Annotated in this window: 20 protein-coding genes and 2 pseudogenes; 8 read left to right on the forward strand and 14 right to left on the reverse strand. The window is 60.3% G+C overall.

The genetic code is table 11. The features are described 5' to 3' along the window. Nucleotides 1–16 precede the first annotated feature (16 nt). Nucleotides 17–3,402: pseudogene (locus tag NKJ28_RS28700) on the reverse strand (acyl-[ACP]--phospholipid O-acyltransferase). 251 nt (nucleotides 3,403–3,653) lie between these two features. Continuing rightward, the gene (locus NKJ28_RS28705; protein WP_352637938.1) at nucleotides 3,654–3,959 is read right to left on the reverse strand and encodes a hypothetical protein; all 306 of its coding nucleotides are present in this window, start codon (nucleotides 3,957–3,959) and stop codon (nucleotides 3,654–3,656) included. Nucleotides 3,960–4,448: 489 nt separating this feature from the next. On the opposite strand from NKJ28_RS28705, the gene NKJ28_RS28710 reads away from it, so the two are divergent. After that, nucleotides 4,449–4,631, forward strand: a complete 183-nt coding sequence (locus NKJ28_RS28710; RefSeq protein WP_352637940.1) for a hypothetical protein — start codon at nucleotides 4,449–4,451, stop codon at nucleotides 4,629–4,631. A gap of 111 nt (nucleotides 4,632–4,742) precedes the next feature. Here NKJ28_RS28710 and NKJ28_RS28715 read toward each other — a convergent pair whose 3' ends face one another. Together NKJ28_RS28715 and NKJ28_RS28720 are read right to left on the reverse strand one after the other, a co-directional pair. Continuing rightward, nucleotides 4,743–5,390: a helix-turn-helix domain-containing protein gene (locus NKJ28_RS28715; protein ID WP_352637941.1), complete on the reverse strand. Its 648-nt coding sequence runs from the start codon at nucleotides 5,388–5,390 to the stop codon at nucleotides 4,743–4,745. Between the two features lie 183 nt (nucleotides 5,391–5,573). After that, nucleotides 5,574–6,265, reverse strand: a pseudogene (locus NKJ28_RS28720) (ABC transporter ATP-binding protein); the annotation flags it as partial. A 252-nt stretch (nucleotides 6,266–6,517) separates the two neighbouring features. Here NKJ28_RS28720 and NKJ28_RS28725 point away from each other — a divergent pair. From NKJ28_RS28725 to NKJ28_RS28740, 4 genes are all read left to right on the forward strand, one after another. Continuing rightward, nucleotides 6,518–7,162 (forward strand): CBS domain-containing protein, encoded by a 645-nt coding sequence (locus tag NKJ28_RS28725; RefSeq protein ID WP_352637942.1) that lies wholly within the window; start codon nucleotides 6,518–6,520, stop codon nucleotides 7,160–7,162. Nucleotides 7,163–7,185: 23 nt separating this feature from the next. Further along, complete coding sequence (locus NKJ28_RS28730; RefSeq protein ID WP_352637943.1) at nucleotides 7,186–8,547, forward strand: glucoamylase family protein; 1,362 nt, start codon at nucleotides 7,186–7,188, stop codon at nucleotides 8,545–8,547. 321 nt (nucleotides 8,548–8,868) lie between these two features. Further along, complete coding sequence (locus NKJ28_RS28735) at nucleotides 8,869–9,447, forward strand: hypothetical protein (RefSeq protein WP_352637944.1); 579 nt, start codon at nucleotides 8,869–8,871, stop codon at nucleotides 9,445–9,447. 2 nt (nucleotides 9,448–9,449) lie between these two features. Next, the gene (locus NKJ28_RS28740) at nucleotides 9,450–9,797 is read left to right on the forward strand and encodes a hypothetical protein (protein WP_352637945.1); all 348 of its coding nucleotides are present in this window, start codon (nucleotides 9,450–9,452) and stop codon (nucleotides 9,795–9,797) included. Nucleotides 9,798–10,017: 220 nt separating this feature from the next. On the opposite strand, the gene NKJ28_RS28745 is transcribed toward NKJ28_RS28740, so the two are convergent. The 7 genes from NKJ28_RS28745 to NKJ28_RS28775 all read right to left on the reverse strand — a co-directional run bounded on the left by NKJ28_RS28745 (nucleotide 10,018) and on the right by NKJ28_RS28775 (nucleotide 14,739). Next, nucleotides 10,018–10,464: a pyridoxamine 5'-phosphate oxidase family protein gene (locus NKJ28_RS28745; RefSeq protein WP_352637947.1), complete on the reverse strand. Its 447-nt coding sequence runs from the start codon at nucleotides 10,462–10,464 to the stop codon at nucleotides 10,018–10,020. 61 nt (nucleotides 10,465–10,525) lie between these two features. Next, entirely contained in the window at nucleotides 10,526–10,918 is a 393-nt protein-coding gene (locus NKJ28_RS28750; protein WP_352637948.1) for a hypothetical protein, read from the reverse strand. Continuing rightward, the gene (locus tag NKJ28_RS28755) at nucleotides 10,897–11,625 is read right to left on the reverse strand and encodes an MFS transporter (RefSeq protein WP_352637949.1); all 729 of its coding nucleotides are present in this window, start codon (nucleotides 11,623–11,625) and stop codon (nucleotides 10,897–10,899) included. Before NKJ28_RS28755 ends, NKJ28_RS28750 begins: the two co-directional genes overlap by 22 nt. A 53-nt stretch (nucleotides 11,626–11,678) precedes the next feature. Then, nucleotides 11,679–12,269: an NAD(P)H-dependent oxidoreductase gene (locus NKJ28_RS28760; protein WP_352637951.1), complete on the reverse strand. Its 591-nt coding sequence runs from the start codon at nucleotides 12,267–12,269 to the stop codon at nucleotides 11,679–11,681. A gap of 158 nt (nucleotides 12,270–12,427) precedes the next feature. Continuing rightward, on the reverse strand, nucleotides 12,428–13,681 hold the full coding sequence (locus NKJ28_RS28765) for an MgtC/SapB family protein (RefSeq protein WP_352637952.1): 1,254 nt from the start codon (nucleotides 13,679–13,681) through the stop codon (nucleotides 12,428–12,430). Nucleotides 13,682–13,683: 2 nt separating this feature from the next. Next, nucleotides 13,684–14,133 (reverse strand): thioredoxin TrxC, encoded by a 450-nt coding sequence (trxC, locus tag NKJ28_RS28770; RefSeq protein ID WP_352637953.1) that lies wholly within the window; start codon nucleotides 14,131–14,133, stop codon nucleotides 13,684–13,686. 159 nt (nucleotides 14,134–14,292) lie between these two features. Then, on the reverse strand, nucleotides 14,293–14,739 hold the full coding sequence (locus NKJ28_RS28775; protein WP_352637954.1) for a pyridoxamine 5'-phosphate oxidase family protein: 447 nt from the start codon (nucleotides 14,737–14,739) through the stop codon (nucleotides 14,293–14,295). A 274-nt stretch (nucleotides 14,740–15,013) separates the two neighbouring features. Between NKJ28_RS28775 and NKJ28_RS28780 the strand changes: the two genes are divergently transcribed. After that, the gene (locus NKJ28_RS28780) at nucleotides 15,014–15,238 is read left to right on the forward strand and encodes a hypothetical protein (protein WP_352637956.1); all 225 of its coding nucleotides are present in this window, start codon (nucleotides 15,014–15,016) and stop codon (nucleotides 15,236–15,238) included. Here the strand turns inward: NKJ28_RS28780 and fixJ are convergent. The 3 genes from fixJ to NKJ28_RS28795 form a co-directional block, all read right to left on the reverse strand. Continuing rightward, a complete protein-coding gene (gene fixJ / locus NKJ28_RS28785) occupies nucleotides 15,235–15,849 on the reverse strand; it encodes a response regulator FixJ (RefSeq protein WP_352637957.1) in 615 nt (204 codons plus the stop codon). The genes NKJ28_RS28780 and fixJ overlap by 4 nt on opposite strands. After that, entirely contained in the window at nucleotides 15,839–17,386 is a 1,548-nt protein-coding gene (locus NKJ28_RS28790; protein WP_352637965.1) for a sensor histidine kinase, read from the reverse strand. Before NKJ28_RS28790 ends, fixJ begins: the two co-directional genes overlap by 11 nt. A gap of 335 nt (nucleotides 17,387–17,721) precedes the next feature. Next, on the reverse strand, nucleotides 17,722–17,943 hold the full coding sequence (locus NKJ28_RS28795) for a hypothetical protein (protein ID WP_352637958.1): 222 nt from the start codon (nucleotides 17,941–17,943) through the stop codon (nucleotides 17,722–17,724). A 118-nt stretch (nucleotides 17,944–18,061) separates the two neighbouring features. Between NKJ28_RS28795 and NKJ28_RS28800 the strand changes: the two genes are divergently transcribed. Further along, a complete protein-coding gene (locus NKJ28_RS28800) occupies nucleotides 18,062–18,247 on the forward strand; it encodes a putative universal stress family protein (RefSeq protein ID WP_352637960.1) in 186 nt (61 codons plus the stop codon). A 143-nt stretch (nucleotides 18,248–18,390) separates the two neighbouring features. Next, complete coding sequence (locus NKJ28_RS28805) at nucleotides 18,391–18,660, forward strand: DUF6455 family protein (RefSeq protein WP_352455553.1); 270 nt, start codon at nucleotides 18,391–18,393, stop codon at nucleotides 18,658–18,660. Nucleotides 18,661–18,920 lie beyond the last annotated feature (260 nt).

Genomic DNA, 18,920 nt, shown 5'->3' on the forward strand with positions numbered 1-18,920 from the left:
CGTTGGTAGGACGTGCTCAAGCGGCGTTAATCTTCATCTCTGCGCCGAGCACCATCTTTGTCACGGCGGCGAAGTCGAGCTTCCCGGAGCCGAGGACGGGCACTTTCGCAACGACGCGCACTCCGGCGGGCACCATCAGGTCCATGGCGCCGTTGGCCTTAGCGAAGGCCAGGAGTTCGGCACGCGTGGCGTTGACGGCCTCGGTGATGAGGATCAGCTTTTCGCCCTTGCGCGCATCTGGCACGGCGGCGACCGCCGAGAGCGAGCCTTTCCACAATTCGCCCGCCAGCGCCTCGACGGCGGCCATCGAGATCATCTCGCCACCGATCTTGGCAAAGCGCTTGGCGCGGCCTCGAATGGTGATGAAGCCGACATCGTCGACGGCGACGACGTCGCCGGTGTCATGCCAGCCGTCTTCGAGCGGTTCGAGCACGCCCGGCTTCTCGGCGCGCAGATAGCCTGCCATGACGTTGGGCCCACGCACGAACAGCCGTCCGCCATCCTCGACGCCAGGCACCGGATCCAGGCGATACTCCATACCCGGCATGATTTTGCCGACGCTGCCGGACCGGTTGTACATCGGCGTGTTGATGGAGATCACCGGCGCGGTTTCGGTCACGCCGTAGCCTTCGAGGATGCGCAGGCCGAACTTTTCCATATAGATCGCGCGCGTCGAAGGCTTGACCGGTTCCGCGCCGGCAAAGCAGTAGCGCACTGACCGGAAGTCGTAGGGGTGTGCGGTGCGGGCATAGCCGGCAAGGAACGTATCGGTGCCGAAGATGATCGTTGCGTTCGAGGCGTAAACCAACTCCGGCACGATCCGGTAGTGCAGCGGCGAGGGGTAGAAATAGACCGGCACGCCCGAGATCAGCGGCAGCACCGTGCCCGCCGTCATGCCGAAGGAATGGAAGATCGGCAGCACATTGAAGACCTTGTCGCCCGAGTGGAAGTCGATACGCGAGGCGGCCTGGGCGGCATTGGCCAGGATGTTGCGATGGGTGAGCACCACGCCCTTAGGGGTGCCTTCGGACCCCGAGGTGAACAGGATCACCGCCGGATCTTCAGACTTGCGGGCGACCCGGGGTGCGCTCTTGCGCAGAAGGCCGAGCAGCTTGTGCCTGAGGCCAATGGTGGGCCGCAGATCATCGAGCCAGACGATGTCGACCGATCGGCCGAGTTCCTCGACCACGGCGCCGAGTTTCGCTTGTTCGACAAAGGCGCGCGAGGTCAGCACGGTGCGCACCTCGGCGGCTTTGCAAGCGGAGAGGATGTTAGCTGCACCGGCAGTGAAGTTCATCATCGCCGGAACCTTGCCGGCCGACATAACGCCGAGCAACGTCGCACAGGCGCCATTAGCGTTGGGCAGCATGATGCCGAGCGTCTGCTGGCCGGCATAGAGTTTCTTGAATTTCTCGCCAAGCACGGCGGCGGCTGTCAGCAGCTTGCCGTAACTCAGCGAACCGGTGACCGGGTCCTGAACGGCCAGTTGCTTCATGCCGCGTTCGTTCGCCGTCTCGATGATCTTCTCCAGCACAGTCTTGTCGATGTCCTGGGTGCGGAAGACGAGGTCCGACATGACCTGGTAGAGGGCAGCGCCCGCCGCGGCGCGGCGCTTCCGGCCCTTCAGATCCTGCAGTACTTCAAGTTTGACGGGCTCCAGAATGGTCACCTTGACCTTCGGGAACAGCCGGCGGCGAATATGCAGCGAGGTCAGCCGCGAAAAATAGCTCTTCTCCAGCCCGTCGATGCGCACGGGCACGACCATCGAGCCGGTCTTGTCGGCCACCATGGCGGCGCCGTCATAGACCTTCATGAGGCCGCCGGTGACCGTGATCCGGCCTTCGGGGAAGATGACCAGCGGATCGCCGCCTTGCACGATCTTGATCAGCGTGCGGGTCGACATCGGCTTGGCTGGATTGAGCGGCAGCGCACGGGCGAGCTTGAGGAAAGGCTTCATCCACCAGGCCTGGGCGATAGTGTGGTCGATGGCAAAGACGGGCTCTTCCTCGGTCAGCGTCAGGGCCAGCGGACCGTCGAGGAAACTGACATGGTTGACCGCCAGGATGGGTGCCGGGCCGGCCGCCTTGAGGTTTTCCAGCCCCTCCACCTCCAGACGATGGAAGGCTCGGAACAGAATGGAAACGAAATCGCGGAAGGCGTTTGTCGGAAGGTATCTCAGCATCAGCCAGGCGGCGACCACGTTGAGTGCGGCGAGGCCGAACAGGATACCTCCAGTGGAGACGCCCGCTGCTTGAATCGCGGCGACAAGTATGCCGCCCACCGTCATGAAGCCTGCATTGACGATGCTCACGGCGGCGACGACGCGAGCGCGGCTGGCTTCGGGCGCCCAGGCTTGCACTGCGGCGAAGGTAGGCACGACAAGAAAGGCGCTGGCAATAGCCATGCCGGCAAGGTCGATCGCAACATGGACCGTGTTTGGCCCGGCGAAGAATATTGCGAGCGTTTCGGCCCTGGGCGAGCGCTGCATGCTCCAGATGGTCCAGGCCAGGTCCAAGCCGAATAGTGCCATCAACGCCGTGCCAACCGGGGCTGGCAAGAGCACGATGCGGCCCTGCGACATCCATGCGGCTATGGCAGAGCCAATCGCGATCGAGACGGCGAACACCGCGAGATAGGCGGTGACAGCGATTTCTCCGCCACCGAGCGAATCCTTGACCAACGTAGGCAGGATCGAAAGGACAATGGCCCCGATAAGCCAGAACCACGACGTCATCAGTCCGGCGCGCCAGATCCGCTTGTCGGCACGCAAGCCGTTGACCTGTCGCCACGTCGAGCGAAAGATGTTCCGGTCTATAACGAGGTCGGGTGCAGCAGAACCGGTTGACGGAATGTATCGGCTGACAAACCAGCAACCGATGGCGAGGATCATCATCATCGGCCCGAAGACCGAGACGCCTATGCCATCGGCCGAGACGACGCCTCCGGCGATAGTGCCGCCGAGGATGGCGGCGAAGGTTGCCGATTCGATCCAGGCATTGGCGCGGGGCAATTCCTTGCGCTCGAGATGATCCGGCAGGATGCCGTACTTGATCGGTCCGAACAGTGCCGAGATGATGCCGAACATGAGCAACGCCATCATCAGCACCGGGATCGACGACAGCGCGATCCCGACGACAGCGACAGCCGCAGCGGCGATCTCGGTGAATTCAGCCGACGGGCGATGAGCGCCTTGTCGAACCGGTCGGCGATCTCGCCACCAAGGGCGGACAGGAGCAGGAAAGGAGCCATGAAGACGGCACCCGCCAGGGTGACCAGTGATGCCGCCTTGTCCGCCGCCAGGGTGAACAGAATAAGGAAAACCAGCGTGTTCTTGAGGAAATTGTCGTTGAAGGCGGACAGGAACTGCGTCCAGAAGAGAGGCGCAAAACGCCGTGAAGTCATCAGATGACTGTTCGTGGGGTTGTTCGTGACGATTTCCATAGCGGCGACTTCCATTAGGCAGACCGTTGAAGATCCTGGTCGGATCGATCCGCGGTCTTGCGCGGTTTGAGCCTTTTTGTAGTGGGAACCCGATTACGCTTCGTTACTGCGGCTCACATTGATCAGCAGCTTTCGGTGTCGCCGGTTGATGAAGCGGCTTGCCTCTTCCGCGTCTCGCGGTGTCTTGGTGATGGTTCGAGGTATCCACGAGCCTAGTCGCGGCCATCGGGCAGAACCCCTTGGCGGCTATGCTTGCCCCATGAAATTGATGCGGCCGTCATCATCCAGGCGGCGATAGCGAAAGTGGGCGTGGTCAACGTTTGCAGGCGCTTGAACCCTTGGGAGCATAGCTGTTGGAGGTCATCGATATTGTCTTTTGGTTTCAGGGTGAGGTTGCGCCGGCGTTGGTCTGTTTCCGGGTTCGATACAATCATCCGGTCTTGCGACAGTCTTTCGCAGCCGGTCGAGGACGGCGTCAGTGAGCCGGCTCGCTTCATCGGCATGAGCGGTGACGGCATACGTCATCAAAGCAACAAGACTGCCCGCATCCTCACCCCGTCGTTTGGTCGAAAGTAAGGTGGGACAATCAGAGTGCGCAAACTCGTCATTACTATACTGCGCTTCACCCCAGCTTTTAGCGTGCGCCCTTCGGCATATGCGTGGTTCACCATTCCTTCACTTTATTAGCGCACGTTCATATGCGGACATGTTGGTGTAGCTTGTACGTGCCCAAAGCCCCGGCGCATCGACCCAGCGCTGGGGCTTTTTTTGTCCGCCTGGTAATCCGCGTGTTCCCCAGACAGGGGCGTGAACTGCGCAGTCGCCCTTGAAGGTGAGTCGCCGCTGTGGTGTCCTCTTGCATCGACCAAGCTCAAGGCAACGCCATCGACTTGAGCCTAGCTGTGCGTGTTTTGACATGTCGACGTCGCGGTGTCGGATTATTTGCATGCAAACCAGTTTTACGACGCTATCCTCCCATCCTCAACGGACCATTCTGGGAGGAATGCATGGCTGCGCATGAGCAACATGCCGTTGAAATCATTAGGGACAAAGAGTGGTCGGTTCGCGTGACGGTCAACGGCACCACCACCACGGTCGCTTTTACATCTGAGAGCTACGCGCGTTCGTTTGCAGACGGTCAGGCGTTCCGACTGGGCGTTCAGGTCGCGGAGATCAAGAAGGCGGCCTAGCTGCGCGCTTGCCCCAAGAGCCCCACAGCGATTGAACCTCGAGTCACCAAAGTCGGTCGAAAAAGCGGCAACGCTTACGGTCTGCCACGCGCGGCAAGTGACCAAGTAGCCTCACTCGCTCATCGCATGAAGCACGTCGTGCTTGATGATCTCGATGCTGCGCAGATTGAGCAGGCGGATGACGCCTTTGTCCTTCAGCCGGGTGAAAACCCGCGACACGGTTTCGATGGTGAGGCCGAGATAATCGCCGATATCCATGCGCGACATCGGCAGTTCGACCTGTCGCAAGCCGCCCTGCCGCTCCGCCATGTCGACCAGGAACGCGGCGACGCGTTCGATGGCATTCTGACGGCCGAGAACCAAGAGATGTTCCTGCGCTCTCGTCAGGCCCTTGAGAGCCAACGGCAGCAGCTGACGGGAGAGATCCGCACCAGTGGCAAAGCGGAAGACGCGGACACCCACGGCGTTGATGGCTTCGGCGAAAAAATGATGAGTGGTGTCGGCTTCGAAACCGAATGTCTCTCCGGCCAGATGGAAGGCACTTATCTGCCTGCGACCGTCCGCAAGCAGGCGGTAAACACGCACGGCGCCAAACTCGACCTGATAGAAGGCTCCGGCCTTTTCACCTTGCGCATAGATTTCCGAACCGCAGCGAAAGAAGCTGACCGGCTGTAGCAGTGTCGGATCGAATGCCGTAGGCAGGCTCGACTGTAAGCCGTGCGACGGTAGTGAAATTCTGGAGCTCGATTGGGCGTGCATGGCTGTTTCCCGGTTGATCCGTAGCACAGCAATCGCGCGAATCAGCAGGTCGCGAAATTCGGTTCTATCCCTACGGGAAACTACCTAGTGCTTGGCTGGGAAAGCGGTGAAGGCCGGCAGCGTGCCTACGCGGCGCTCGCCTTCTCGGGAACTTGCGTATGCTTCTGCCGACTTGTGCCGCACGGCGAAAAACAGGACGCGATCGGCGACATCCTGGATGCTGGCGTTGTGCGTGATGATGAGTGTCGTGGTGCCAAGCTGGGCATTGATGCCGAGCAGTGCCTCGATTACCCCGATGCCTGTCTTGGAATCCAGCGCGCCTGTCGGCTCGTCGCAAAGCAACACGTCCGGGCGTTGGCGATGGCACGGGCAATGGCCACGCGTTGCTGTTCGCCACCGGACAATTGAGCCGGGAAATGGTGCATCCTCGGTTCAAGCCCGACTAGCGCCAAAGCCTCCTCCGGGCGCATCGGATGATCGGAAATCTCTGTGACGAGAGCGACATTTTCATAAGCGGTCAGGCTGGGGATCAGGTTGTAGAACCGGAAAACGAACCCGACGTGCTGCCGCCGATAGGCAGTCAGCCCCCGATCATCGAGGTTGGTCAGTTCCTGGTCCCTGAAGAACAACTGGCCGCTCGTGGCGTGGTCAAGCCCGCCCATGATGTTGAGCAGGATCGACTTCCCGCTGCCCGACGGTCCAAGCAGAACGACCATCTCTCCCGCCGCGATCTCAAGATCCAGCTTACGACACGCAAGCACTTGCGTCTCGCCCGACGTGTAGGTTTTGGTCAGCGCTCTTGCGGTGAAGACAAGTATCAGCCATGGCCGCCAGGGATCGCATGTTCGAGGCACTTGTCGCGTCGGCGCAGACATCAATCCGCGAGGTCGCATGGCACAGTCTTCCGTCGAGGTGAGCGCGACATTGATACAAATCAAAACCGCTTCGGGGGCGGTCATGTGTTTCGGTAGCCGCTCGACATGTTGTGGGAGCAGTCGAGTCGCCCGCACCGGTCGGTTCGGAACCGGCATTGACTTGCCTCAAAGAGGTCGGCGGCATTTACGCTACGATGCCGCCGATTGTCGCTCCGGCGCCTGTTCACTTGAACTGAGCCAAGGATGAGGCAGATGAAAGCAAAGGATGTAATGAGTCCAAACATTGTTGCCGTGTCGCCTGACCACAGCGTAAGACATGCAGCGCGGATCATGCTGGATCATCACATCAGCGGCATGCCTGTCGTCGATGACAAAGGCCGCCTGGCTGGAATTGTGAGCGAGGGTGATTTCCTGCGCAGGTCAGAACTGGGTGCCCCAGTATTTCCGATAGGTGCACCGCGCAGCTATGTGAAGGGCCACAGCTGGAAAGTGGCGGATCTGATGACCTCGGATGTCATCGTGGCGGACGAGGAAACCCCGATAGCGCGAATTGTTGCGCTGATGCAGGAGCACGGCATAAAGCGCATTCCGGTGATGAGAGGACAGCGTCTGGTCGGCGTCGTCAGCCGCGCCGATCTTCTGCGCGTCGTCGTTGCGACGAGGTTTGACGACGCTACGGCGGCAGGTGACGATGCGATCCGGCGCAGCATTCTTACACGGCTGCGAGAGGACGCAGGGGTCGAAGCAGACGCGTTAACGCTTATGGTGACTGATGGCCTGGTGCATTTTTCGGGTGCGGTCAGATCGCAGAGTGAACGGGATGCTGTGCGCGTGGTTGCCGAAGGCGTCAGGGGCGTCAAAGGTGTGTTCGACCATCTGTGTCTGGCGCATCCGTAAACAGCGGGGGGGAACGCAGCGCGATGCGAGCGCATTCTCCCGAGACCAACAGCGTCGCGAACACCTCTGCCATGCAAGACGATCTGGCGATATTGCAGCGGGAGACATTCGACTACTTCATTCATGAAGCGAACCCCGCCAACGGTCTCATCCTGGACAAGACCGAGGCGGATTGGCCGGCAAGCATTGCGGCCACCGGCTTGGCGCTGGCTTGCTATCCGGTGGGAGTCGAGCGCGGATTCATGACGCGAAGCGCGGCCGCGGAACGCACCTTGGCAACGCTGCGCTTCTTCTGGAACAGTCCGCAGGGCCCCGAGCCCGACGCTACCGGATACCGCGGCTTCTATTATCACTTCCTGGACATGCAGACCGGCCGGCGGACCTGGCAATGCGAGCTGTCGACGATCGACAGCACGTTCCTGCTGGCGGGCGCGCTGGCTGCAGGGCAGTATTTCGATGCCGATACCGCGCCCGAGGCCGAGATCCGTACCTTGGCCGAGGCGCTTTATCACCGTGCCGATTGGCGCTGGGCGCAGGACGGGGGAGAGACCGTCGCCCACGGCTGGACACCCGAGCACGGGTTCCTGAAATATCGCTGGCAAGGCTATGACGAGGCGCTCTTGCTCTATGTCCTGGGACTGGGTTCGCCGAACCACCCCTTGCCCGAGACTAGCTACCCGGCCTGGACCGCAACATTCCGATGGGAAAATTGTTACGGCTACGAATATCTTTATGCTGGATCGCTGTTCATTCACCAGCTTTCCCATGTCTGGATCGATTTTCGTGTCATCCAGGATGCCTTCATGCGTAGCAAGCGAAGCGACTATTTCGAGAACAGCCGACGGGCCACATTCGTTCAGCAACGCTACGCCGTCGACAATCCGCGTGGATTTGAGGGTTATGGCGAACACTGCTGGGGCATCACCGCAAGCGAGGGGCCTGGTCCTTCCACGCTCAAGTTGAACGGCATCGAGCGCCAGTTCGAGGGTTATGTCGCGCGCGGCGTGCCCTATGGTCCCGACGATGGCACGCTCGCTCCGTGGTCGGTCGCTGCCTCCCTGCCTTTTGCTCCCGAAATCGTCCGGCCGGCGATCAGCTTCTGCATCCACCAAGCCAAGCTCAAGGCCGCCAATGCCTATGGTTTCAAGGCGGCCTTCAATCCGACGCATCCAGGAACATCCGGCAACGCCTTTGGATGGTGGGTTTCGCCTTGGCATTTCGGCCTCAACGAAGGTCCCGTCGTGCTCATGATCGAGAACGAATGCAGCGGCCTCCTGTGGCGGCTGATGCGCTCGTGCCGGTACATCCGCAGTGGCTTGCAACGGGCGGGGTTCGAGGGCGGCTGGTTGAGGGAGCTTGAACCAGGTCCGACACCAACTGCTTGATCGGCTTGGCCGCGGGGGAATGAACAAAGCCCTGAAACAGGGGAGCGTCGTAGTCACGACCTTTCCTTTGGCGAAGCGTTCCCGGACAATTCGGCGCCGGCCCCGGCCAGCAAACCAGCGATGGAAATCACGTTCGACGGATGCGGAATCGAATCCGTGCTCGCGACCTTATCGGCACCGGCCGCCAATAGCTGCGGCTAGGTGCCTTGGATAACGAAGCAGGAACTGAAGCCACAAAATATCGCAAATTGATCCCAGTCAAAGCGGAAAGGTCAACCATCGGCTTTAATCAAACAGCTGTTGATGTCGGGAGGTGCCATCATGGAAATCTCTTTTCGCGATCTTATGACAGTATTCCACGGCATGGGGTTTGGGGCGCTGTTCATGCTGGCATTTTCGGCGGCGCTTGCCGAACTTTATCGAATGTCTGCGCCTGGAGCCCCATCCATCCCAAGCGCCAGAGAACACAATCTGCTTTTGCTTTATCTCTCGATAATGGTCTTCCTTGCCTGGGGTGCGGTGCTGTCGGGTGCCTACATAGTGTATCCGTGGTATCGATCGGCGGTGCCCCCAGGGGTTACCGATTTAGCGGACTATCCAAAATTTCTGCTGACCTCCAACCCGAAGACATCCGCGTGGCATAGCTTGGGGATGGAGTGGAAAGAACACGTGGCTTGGCTTGCGCCAATTGCCATGACGATGGTCGCCTATGTCTTCGCCAAATACGGACCGGCTTTGGCCAGGCAGAAAGAAATCCGCACGGCCGTCATCGGCTTCGCGGTTGTTGCCTTCGTGGCGACTGGTGTAGCGGGTGCTTTCGGGGCGTTTCTCAACAAATACGCCCCGGTTCGTGGTGGCGCGATGATTGAAATCATCGCCGGTGAACAGGAGGGCGAATAGTCATGGCCAATATCAAGCCTATCAGGCCTGACGAGATTCCCAACGGTCCCGGTGCGGCCGCCATCCTGGCCGCTGGAATTGGATCTGCCGCTATGGGGATATTCGCCTTGGCCGGCGATGCCTTTACATCACTCAACCACTTTTTCACGTTTTATACACCAACCGGCGCCTTGTCCGGCGTCTCGACCAGCGCAGTCATCGTCTGGTTGATTGCCTGGTTTATCCTTTCGCGCAGGTGGGCCCCAAAGAACGTGGAAATGACAAAGGTCCTTTCTGTGTCCTTCGCGTTGCTGGCGGTAGGCGTATTGCTGACGTTCCCGCCTGTCATGGACCTCATCCAGGGCAGGTAGAGAAGAAACTTACTTGAGTTGGGCGCGGGCATGGTCCATCGAAAGCGGCCAAGTTCGCGCGATCTATAGCTTCCCCTTGCCACCGGCACGTTCGCGATCATCGGCGCCGATCGAAATGTCGAGCTGAGAATTCAAAGGCTGAAAACGATCGGCCCGGCGCAATCCACTGTCAGCCAGGTGCTTGCGTTCCGTGCAACGCGTCAATCTACCGGAAAACAGCCTATTCTATTGCCTCCCGGCCCGAAATTTCTTCTACGAGAATCCGGAAGAAAACGTGCGGTGTGCTGTCTGACACGGGAGGTGTGATCGGCCTGAGCGCGCCAGGCTCCCACCAGTCCGTGTGCTTGCTCAACACTGCCCATGCATGACCGCGTTGAAACTCGTGGCCGGTCCGGTCACTCAGTTCTTCAAAGCGGCCGCCGACAATGACGCTTCTCCATCCGCGTCCTTGGCCGTGTTCCTCGACCTGGGCGCACACCAAGGGATTGGCTCTCATCCACTCGATCTTCTTGCCTAGCAAGGAAAACGCGTAGAGGTGAGTGTCAGCGTAGGCGTAGTTGAAACACACGACGTAGGGTTGCCCGTCCTTCGCGCATGCCAAGTGGCCAATACGATTGGCCGCTAGCAACTTCGTACATTCCAGTGAAGACAGCGTGCGGATCAGCATCGATGCGATCTCCTGTTTTTTGTATTTCACATCCTGGCAGCCGCACTCGCAATGACGTGGATCAAACTGTTGCGTCCGCTTGGTCGGCAGGGCTCGACCGCGCCTCGGAATGTGCGCGCGCCAATGGCAGCGGCAGCTTCAGGCTTGCAATCGCGGCGAGGCCCATTGCTGCGGCAGCTGCGAAGAAGGCGGCGCCTTCCAGCCTGGGGAACCCCGAACAGCAGGCCGGCGGCCGCGGAGCCCACCAACGCCCGAGGCTGACCGCTGCCGACTCGATGCCGAGTTCCATACCTTGGCGTCGTGCACTGATGCGCGACACCCGGTAGGCGGGCAGCGGGCTGATCACGCCGGCCGAAGCCGAAACAACGGAAACCGCAAACAGCATTTCCGTGAGCCCGGCAAGTATCGGCACAACCACCAGACCCATCGCCATCACCAGGAAGGCAGGAGCCACAAGCAGCCTCGCCGCTGCCGGGCTGACGGGCGGCGAGAAGACAGGGCAGCAGGTTTCCAGGCAGCACAGACCACACACCAAGCGCTGCCGCTACAGCGAGGCCGGACGCTAGAAGGAAGGGAACGGTCTGGCGGGACAGCCGCAACGCCCAAATCAAGCTTCAGTCCCACCGCGAGCCTGCCAAGTGTGGGCCCGACCACGAAGCTTGCGATCGATGCCATGCTCATCCGGCCGAACGCCCTCGTGCGGCGATCGTCCCCGCCTTGGGTATCGGCAATGAACGCAAGAGCCGCTGGCCCCACGGCAGCCGCGAAGCCGCCATTCAATATCCGACCGACATAAAGAACGAGCAGACTTGGGGCCAGCGCAGAAGCGGCCAAGGTGATGGCAAAGCCGATCAGACCGACGACAAGGACAGATCTGCGCCCGATCAAACAAGACCATTTCCCCGAGAGGAAAGCGGCGCCCACCGGCGCGGCGATATAGGCAGCAGTCAGGAAGCCAATCTGCCGCGCATTGAATGTCGGATCTGTCGCACCGGCAAGCCGCTCGACCATCATCGGCAGGACCGGCAAGACGATTCCGTAGCCGAGCGCAACGACAAAGGCCGAGGCGAGCAGTGCGCTCAGGGTCCATTGCGACGTCGGCGGGCGAGCCTTTGCTGACCGGCACTTCGCAAAGCCGTGCCAATTCTCACGTTCGCCCACCTTTGCATTCGTGCGAAAGGGGAGTTTTGCTGTTCCGGTTGAAGACAATCGTGCTAAAGCGCCCGCTCACCGAGCCTGCGCATTTGTTCGAACCATTTCGCCCGCGTCGTATCGGTGGCATCCGCGACCATGCCGAACAAGGTTTCGCGCTCCGGGCTCACGCCCGCGAAACGCAGAATGCTCCGCCGCATGCCGGCAATGCCGTGACTGAGGAACCATAGCCGGTAAAGAACGGCCGGCATGCCCATCGTGACCACGACGCGAGCGGAGCGGCCGCGGAGCAGTTTCCTGGGCAAGCCGCCACCCTTGTCCCGGTAGGTAAAGGCAGTTCCCGGCCGCATCACCTGTTCCAGAAAAGCCTTGAGCAGAGCCGGCACAGTCCCGAGCCACAGCGGAAAGACAAATACAATGTGCTCCGCCCAGACTATCGCTTCAGCGGCGTCCTTTAGGCTGTCGGGAATCGCGCCGTGCTCGAACTCCTGCACCGTCCGAAGCATTGGAAAATCGAGTGCCGCGAGGTCGACCCGGCGGACGACATGCCCCGCCAGTTCCGCTCCCTCGGCATAGGCCTTGGCGAGACTACGGCAGAGCCGGTGCGGCGATGCATCGGGATGGCCGACAACAATCAAGATGCGCCGCGGCACGGGTTACCTCCGAGGCGGCTTGGCACCAACCGGACGTGCCGGAATTTCGGGGTGAGACCCTTCAAGCCGATCATGGCGTACTCCTTCGCGGAGTTTCATAAAGCGGCTGTCCGGCTTGGCCCTTGATCGGCATCAAAAGAGGCCGGTTCTCGGCGCTATCAGAAGGTCGATGGCAGCAACATCGTGCCGTAGCCGGCTATTGCGGCGACGAGGGTTGCACCTGCGAGCGGCAACCAGAACCTGATCGGGCCGGCAAATGCGGCCAGCGACAGGCGGCAGATCGCGTTTGCTGCCAGTGCCGCGAGCACCGCCTGGCCAATGGTCTCGACAGGGACCGAATGCTTGACCAGGCGCAAGGCACTGAGAACCGAGACATCGACATCGAACATGCCTGCAAACGCCGAACTCGCCAGTAAGCCGCGTCCGCCGAATTGAGCAGCCAATGCAGCGCTCGCGGTCGCGACGATCGCAAACAGCAGGGCAAAGAGCAGCAACGGGCCTAGGTCGAATGGATTGCGCGCGACCGCGGGACCCTCGTGATCCCCGCTGTCCCGAGCCAGCAGCAATGCTCCGCAAGCAGCGAAGGAGAGCGCCGCGGCAATTGCGGGAATGCCAACCGAAGCGAACACGATTGGCTCGACGATCAGAACCACGGCGCAGACGCGTAGCAAGGAAACCATTGCGGCCAGCGACGCCGCGCCAGCGAGCGGCAGAGGATTGCTTCCCGACACGGCGTTGCGGGCCAGCGCCACGGTTACGGCGGTGGAAGAGACGATGGCGCCGGCGAGCGAGCTGACGAGCAGGCCGCGGGTGGTCCCCAGGACGCGAACGGCGACATAGCCGGCGAACGATATCGACGCCATCAGCACCGTGAGGAACCAGACTTCCCATGGATTGAAGCCGCCCCATGGATCCATCGTCCGGTTTGGCAGCAAGGGCAGGATGATCGCGCTCATCACAGCCAGGATCAGCGCGGAACGAAGCTCGATCCAGGTCAGCCGCTTCAGGAGGCCGTGCAGGATTTCTCGACTGGCAAGGATGGCCGCGAGTGCTGTTCCTCCTGCAGAAGCGGCGCGGTAATCGCCTGCGACGGACAATGCACCGAGCGCGAACACGCAAAGGGCTGCTACTACCGCCGTAACACTGAAATCCTCATCATGGGCTGCCTCACGCGCCTTGTACCAGGCGAAGATTGCCGCAAAGGCGATGAAACCACCGACCAGCACGGACACTGCGTCGAGAGCATCGGCCAGAGCTGCGAGAATGCCGCCGAGCAGACCGGATATGCCGTAGGTTCGAATTCCGGCCGTCCGGCTACGATCGGGCGCGTCCCGCTCTCGCCAGCCGCGCTCCAGTCCGACGAGCAGGCCTATAGTCAGTGCAAGTCCGAGTCGGGCGATGAGCGGATCCACGATTAGGCGCCGGCCACAGGCAGGTGGTCGCGGATCCACCTGACGATCTGCCCCGCCGTCATTGCACCGGAAGTGCGCGCAACCTCATGTCCGCCATGGAACAGGATCATGGTCGGGATGCCGCGAATGCCGAGCCTGGCTGAAACGGCCTGCTCATTATCGGAGTTGAGCTTGATCAGCCGAACATGCGGTTCCAGTTCGTTTGCTGCGGCTTCATATGCGGGCGCCATCATCTTGCAGGGCCCGCACCATGGCGCCCAGACATCCACGACAACGGGAAGGGTGCCTCGCTTGACCTGACGATCGAAGGTTCGTGCATCGACGTCCTCGGGGTGGCCTGAGAACAGCTTTTTCCCGCACTTTCCGCATTTTGCGTTTTTGGCATCGCGCGCTGGCGGCAGTCGATTGATTCCGCCGCATTTGCTGCACACCACCAGATTTTCCTGCGCCATCGCCCTTCACCACTGGTATACATGCGCCACAGAGTGCCTATCCCCAAGCTGGCTCGGACTTCCAATGTTTTTTGCGCGATGGACGAATTGGCGTGAAAACGGATTGCACGGCACAATCCACAGCGGCTGTGCGCCCGCGGTGTTCGGACGGGAAGCACGTTATTCCTTTGCTTCCCGACCCGATGCCTGCTTGATAACGATCCTGAAGAAAACATGCGGAGTGCTGTCCGAAACAGGAGGCGTAATCGGCTTCAGAGCGCCAGGCTCCAACCAGTCGACGTGCTTGCTCAACACCGACCACGCATGGTCGCGTTGAACTTTGTAGCCGATCCGATCAGGCAGTTCTTCATAGACACCATCGACAACCACGCTTCTCCATGCCCGCCCTTGGCCGCGTTTGTCGACCTGCACGCACACCAGCGGATTGGCACGCATCCAGTCGACCTTTTTGCCCGGCATGGAAAATGCGTAGAGGTGATTGTCGGCCTGGGCATAGTAGAACGGCACGACGTAGGGGTGTCCATCCTTAGCGCATGCCAAGTGGCCGACCCGGTTGGCCGTCAGCAATTTTGTACATTCCAAAGCAGAAAGCGTGCGGATCAGCATCGGCGCGATCTCCTGTTTTTCGTGACAGCACGGTGTCGCCGGTGCTCCATAGACTCTGATATTCGGCATCGCGGATCGTAGCCCTGCCGCCAGGGAGGTCATTGATCACGATCAAGGAGTCGGTCGGCCGACAGATGAATCGACAACCATGGCTAGGCCCGCCGGTGACTCGCATGGCGGCCCATGTCAGTGTCAGCGTCCATACCGGAGTGGGGATTTGGAAAATGATCCAGATCAAGGCGGGGCCTGCTGCTCCCACCCATCATAGGGGATGATGTGGAAGCCGATCTCAAGCGCTCCGTTCGATCGTGAGCTGGAACTGGCCGTCCTCGACGAGGACGGCGAACATGCGCTTGTCTTTCCTTGCATCAAGGAGCGGGAAGGCTGGAAGAACGCCGCCACCCGCGCACGCATCGACATTCACCCGACCCACTGGCGAGACTGGGTGCCGGATACGATCCCGGCAAACAACCACAGGTCTCTTACTGACTCGCTTTAACGTTTGGACTCCACAACCAAAGCCATGCGCACGAGATGCGACAGACTGCTCGCGGCCATTTTGCTCATGACATTGGCGCGATGGATCTCGACCGTGCGCGGGCTGATACCGAGGTCATAGGCAATCGTCTTGTTCGGCAGGCCGGACACAAGGCCGTCCAGCACTTGTCGCTCCCGCTCCGACAGGGCCGCCAGACGACCACGGATTTCCACGCCTTGTGGGTGTGTCGCCTCCGTCCGATTGCGACTGTCCAATGCGGAGCGGATCGCTTCGATCAGCACCTCGTCGTCAAACGGCTTTTCGATGAAGTCGGCGGCACCTTCCTTCATCGCCTGAACAGCGAGGGCCACATCGGCATGACCCGTCATGACGATGACCGGAAGCGTATGCCCGCGGCTCCGGAGCTGTCGCAGGAACTCGATGCCGTCAATGCCCGGCATGCGCACATCGGTCACAATGCAGCCGTCGAGATTGCTCGTGGCCGCAGCCAGAAAAGCTGTCGCCGATTCGTACAAGCGCACGGCGAAGTTGGCCGTCGCCAACAGAAAACCAAGCGATTTGCGAACGTCGACATCGTCGTCGACCACGTGCACAAGATAGCTACCGGCCACTGGCGACCTCTTCCTTTTCCCAGATGCGCAAGGTGAACCGGAAGGCGGTTCCTCCGGCCGGCATTGCCTCAGCCCAGATGTGACCGCCGTGCGACTCGACGATCGTGCGGCAAATAGAGAGGCCAACCCCCATGCCCTGCTTTTTGGTGGTGACAAATGGCTGGAAAAGCCCGGCGGAGACTTCCGGCGCGAGACCAGTGCCTGTGTCAACCACGCTTACCTCAGCCATGCCGTCATCACGGGCTATGGTTATGATTTGCAGCTCGCGGCGTGGCATGCCTTGCATGGCTTCAATCGCATTGCGCATCAGGTTCAGCAGAACCTGCTGAACCTGGATGCGGTCGGCCAAGACCAGTTCGGCGGCGGGATCAAGGTTGTAGCTGGCGCGGACATCTATTTCTCTTGCGCCGACCAGGGCCAGTGACGAGGCTTCCTTGATAATCGCCGGCAGGCGTTCGACCTGGCGCTCGCTTTCGCCTCTTGCGACGAAATCGCGAAGGTGGCGAATGACGTCTCCGGCCCTCAAGGCCTGTTCCGCTGCTTTTTCGACGGCCTCCCTCAGCATCGGCGCGTTGTCTTCCGTGCTTTTTTCGAGAAGCCGCCGGCTGCCTTTAAGATAGTTCGTAATGGCGGTGAGCGGCTGGTTGATCTCGTGGGCAAGCGTCGAGGCCATTTCACCGAGCGCAGTAAACCGCGCCATGTGGAGAAGCTCCAGCTGCTGCTCCTGTATTCTTGCCTCCGCCCGGTGGCGTTCGGTCAAGTCGCGGCAGAAGCCGGTAAAGAAGCGCCCGGTTCCCGGATGCATCTCGCCGACAGAGAGTTCCATCGGAAAGGTCGAGCCGTCCTTGCGCATTCCAGTGACGGTGCGACCGAGCCCGATGATCCGGCGCTCCCCTGTCGCCAAATAGCGGTGAAGATAGGCATCATGCTCTTCGCGGTAGGGCGACGGCATCAGCAGATTGACATTCTGGCCGATGACTTCGCCGGACTGGTAGCCGAACAGCGTTTCGGCAGCTGTGCTAAAGGATTGAATACGGCCTTGTTCGTCGATGACCACCATTGCATCGGGCACTGTCGCTAGGATCGAACGCAAATGATCTTCGCGCAGTCGAAGTGCGGCGTTTGCATAGGAGAGTTCGCTGACGTCGGTGCCTTCGACGAAGATCGCAGTGATGCGACCATCGTCAGCCTTGATGGGCTGATATACGAAATCGAGGATGCGTTCATCGACCGGCTCGCCGTCCTTATTGCGAAGGGCGACCTTCACGCCTTGACCTCTGTAGGGCTTGCCCGTTTCGTATACTTGGTCCAGCAGTTCGTAGAATCCTTGGCCTTCGAGCTCGGGCAGGGCCTCGCGTACCGACCTTCCTATCACTTGCCTCTGGCCAATCAGACGTTGATAGGCGGCATTGGTCAGCTCGAATACATGACCCGGCTCACGCATCAAGGTCATGAAACCAGGGGCCTGCTCGAACATCTGGGAGAGCCGGTCATGTTCGGCCGCGACCCGCCCTTCGGCGCGAACGCCGGTCGACAGGTCACGTGTTTGTTTGTCGTCCAAATCAAGTCCTTTGATCAGGGAACCCGCAACGCATTCTAACTATCATTCATCGCTCTTTCTGCACACGCAAAAACCGGCATAGTCAGAGGTTCGGGATCCGGTGAGTAGTGTCATTTGACACGCATCAAGGCGTCGAGTGCCGGCGGATGCACTTCATCATAGCATCCAAACGCTCCAGCGAAAGGCGACCACACATGTGCTACAAGTCAATTATTTAAACCTTGCCGTAGCCATGGTGAAGTTGGAGATCGAGCTTGCGGAATGGTTCGGGGCTCACCTTATCGGCCTGGCGGCTGCAGAGGTCCCGCAGCTCATCGCGGCCGGCGACGGGATGGTTGGTCCATGAAGGTGAAATCATGCAGTTTCAGCGAACGGAAATTGGAAAGCGGCTCGCCGAACTGGGTGCCGAATTCGACACTCGGCACCGGCCGGCCAGTCCTGGTCACCGCAAGCAATGTCGAACATGTCATTGCAAAAACCGTGCTGGCTGCCTGGAAAGACACCGGCAGCGCGGCGAGCGATAGCAGATGCATTCCCTTTTCTGGCCAAGGCCAATGAAGTCGTGTCGCTACAATCGGTACTAAACGCGACGAAAGCATCTGTGACAGCCTCGCGGACGTCCCCGTCATTCTTGAGCACCACTGCATCACGGTGCGGACCGAATTCATCCCCGGCGATGGTGATGGCGAACAGCTGGTGGCGTTCGCACGCATGATTCATGCAGACCTGAGGGTTTCCGGCGCATGCGGTCATAGCCGCCTGCGGGAATGGGCGTTCGGCGACGTCACGCGTACGCCGATCGAAGAGAGCAGCATCAACCGCTTCATGTTGTATTAGCCGCCGGTCGCATCAGGACCTTCACGCCCGTCGCTTAAGGCACGCACGATAGATATCGCCACGAGGGAGACGCCTGTTGACCGAGATCAATGCAGCGGTCGCCGACATCGCAATGATCTGCCAGAAAACGGGAGCGAAACGACATGAGTTTTCTCGACTACTTGATTTCAGTTGACGCCAGGACCGCCTTGATGAGCCGCATGATGCAGAAGCTCGGCGTCGACAAATATTTGAAGATCGTTCCGGACCATATTGCCGTCACCAATCGAGCGGTCGACCGGTGTCGCTCCTGCGGGCACCAGGATGAATGCTCGACTTGGCTTGATGAACACCAGCAAGCTGATGATCCGCCAGACTATTGCCGCAACCGCGACCTGATCGCACGGCTGCAGCACGCAGCCGGCCAACGATAGAGCGGTCGTGCGGGCATACCGCAGATCGCGTCACCAAGGCTGCGTGCTGCAGCTCCTCGATTTCCTGGGCGGTCATTGCTCGCCCAATGTTTCGCATCTGCTGGCTGATGGCGTTCCGGCGCACACCGCCCGCGAATGCCTGCAACTCCGCTCTCATTAAACAGCCGACCGGCCCTCTAGAGCGGTTCCTGATTTGACGGAATCGAAGGGGATTCCGGATCAGTCGGTTTTGTGATTCAAGATGCTGGCTGGAGTGGAGG

It is taken from the genome of Mesorhizobium sp. M0145 (genome assembly GCF_040322355.1).
In the GTDB taxonomy this organism is placed as follows: Bacteria; Pseudomonadota; Alphaproteobacteria; order Rhizobiales; family Rhizobiaceae; genus Mesorhizobium.

Excerpts from the sequence above, each read along its gene's own strand:
- NKJ28_RS28740 (WP_352637945.1), top strand. The coding sequence starts at position 9,450 with ATGGCCAATATCAAGCCTATCAGGCCTGACGAGATTCCCAACGGTCCC.
- NKJ28_RS28775 (WP_352637954.1), bottom strand. The coding sequence starts at position 14,739 with ATGCTGATCCGCACGCTTTCTGCTTTGGAATGTACAAAATTGCTGACG.
- NKJ28_RS28710 (WP_352637940.1), top strand. The coding sequence starts at position 4,449 with ATGGCTGCGCATGAGCAACATGCCGTTGAAATCATTAGGGACAAAGAG.
- NKJ28_RS28705 (WP_352637938.1), bottom strand. The coding sequence starts at position 3,959 with ATGCCGTCACCGCTCATGCCGATGAAGCGAGCCGGCTCACTGACGCCG.
- NKJ28_RS28735 (WP_352637944.1), top strand. The coding sequence starts at position 8,869 with ATGGAAATCTCTTTTCGCGATCTTATGACAGTATTCCACGGCATGGGG.
- NKJ28_RS28780 (WP_352637956.1), top strand. The coding sequence starts at position 15,014 with ATGTGGAAGCCGATCTCAAGCGCTCCGTTCGATCGTGAGCTGGAACTG.
- NKJ28_RS28730 (WP_352637943.1), top strand. The coding sequence starts at position 7,186 with ATGCGAGCGCATTCTCCCGAGACCAACAGCGTCGCGAACACCTCTGCC.
- NKJ28_RS28725 (WP_352637942.1), top strand. The coding sequence starts at position 6,518 with ATGAAAGCAAAGGATGTAATGAGTCCAAACATTGTTGCCGTGTCGCCT.
- NKJ28_RS28805 (WP_352455553.1), top strand. The coding sequence starts at position 18,391 with ATGAGTTTTCTCGACTACTTGATTTCAGTTGACGCCAGGACCGCCTTG.
- NKJ28_RS28795 (WP_352637958.1), bottom strand. The coding sequence starts at position 17,943 with ATGCATCTGCTATCGCTCGCCGCGCTGCCGGTGTCTTTCCAGGCAGCC.
- NKJ28_RS28715 (WP_352637941.1), bottom strand. The coding sequence starts at position 5,390 with ATGCACGCCCAATCGAGCTCCAGAATTTCACTACCGTCGCACGGCTTA.
- NKJ28_RS28745 (WP_352637947.1), bottom strand. The coding sequence starts at position 10,464 with ATGCTGATCCGCACGCTGTCTTCACTGGAATGTACGAAGTTGCTAGCG.
- trxC (WP_352637953.1), bottom strand. The coding sequence starts at position 14,133 with ATGGCGCAGGAAAATCTGGTGGTGTGCAGCAAATGCGGCGGAATCAAT.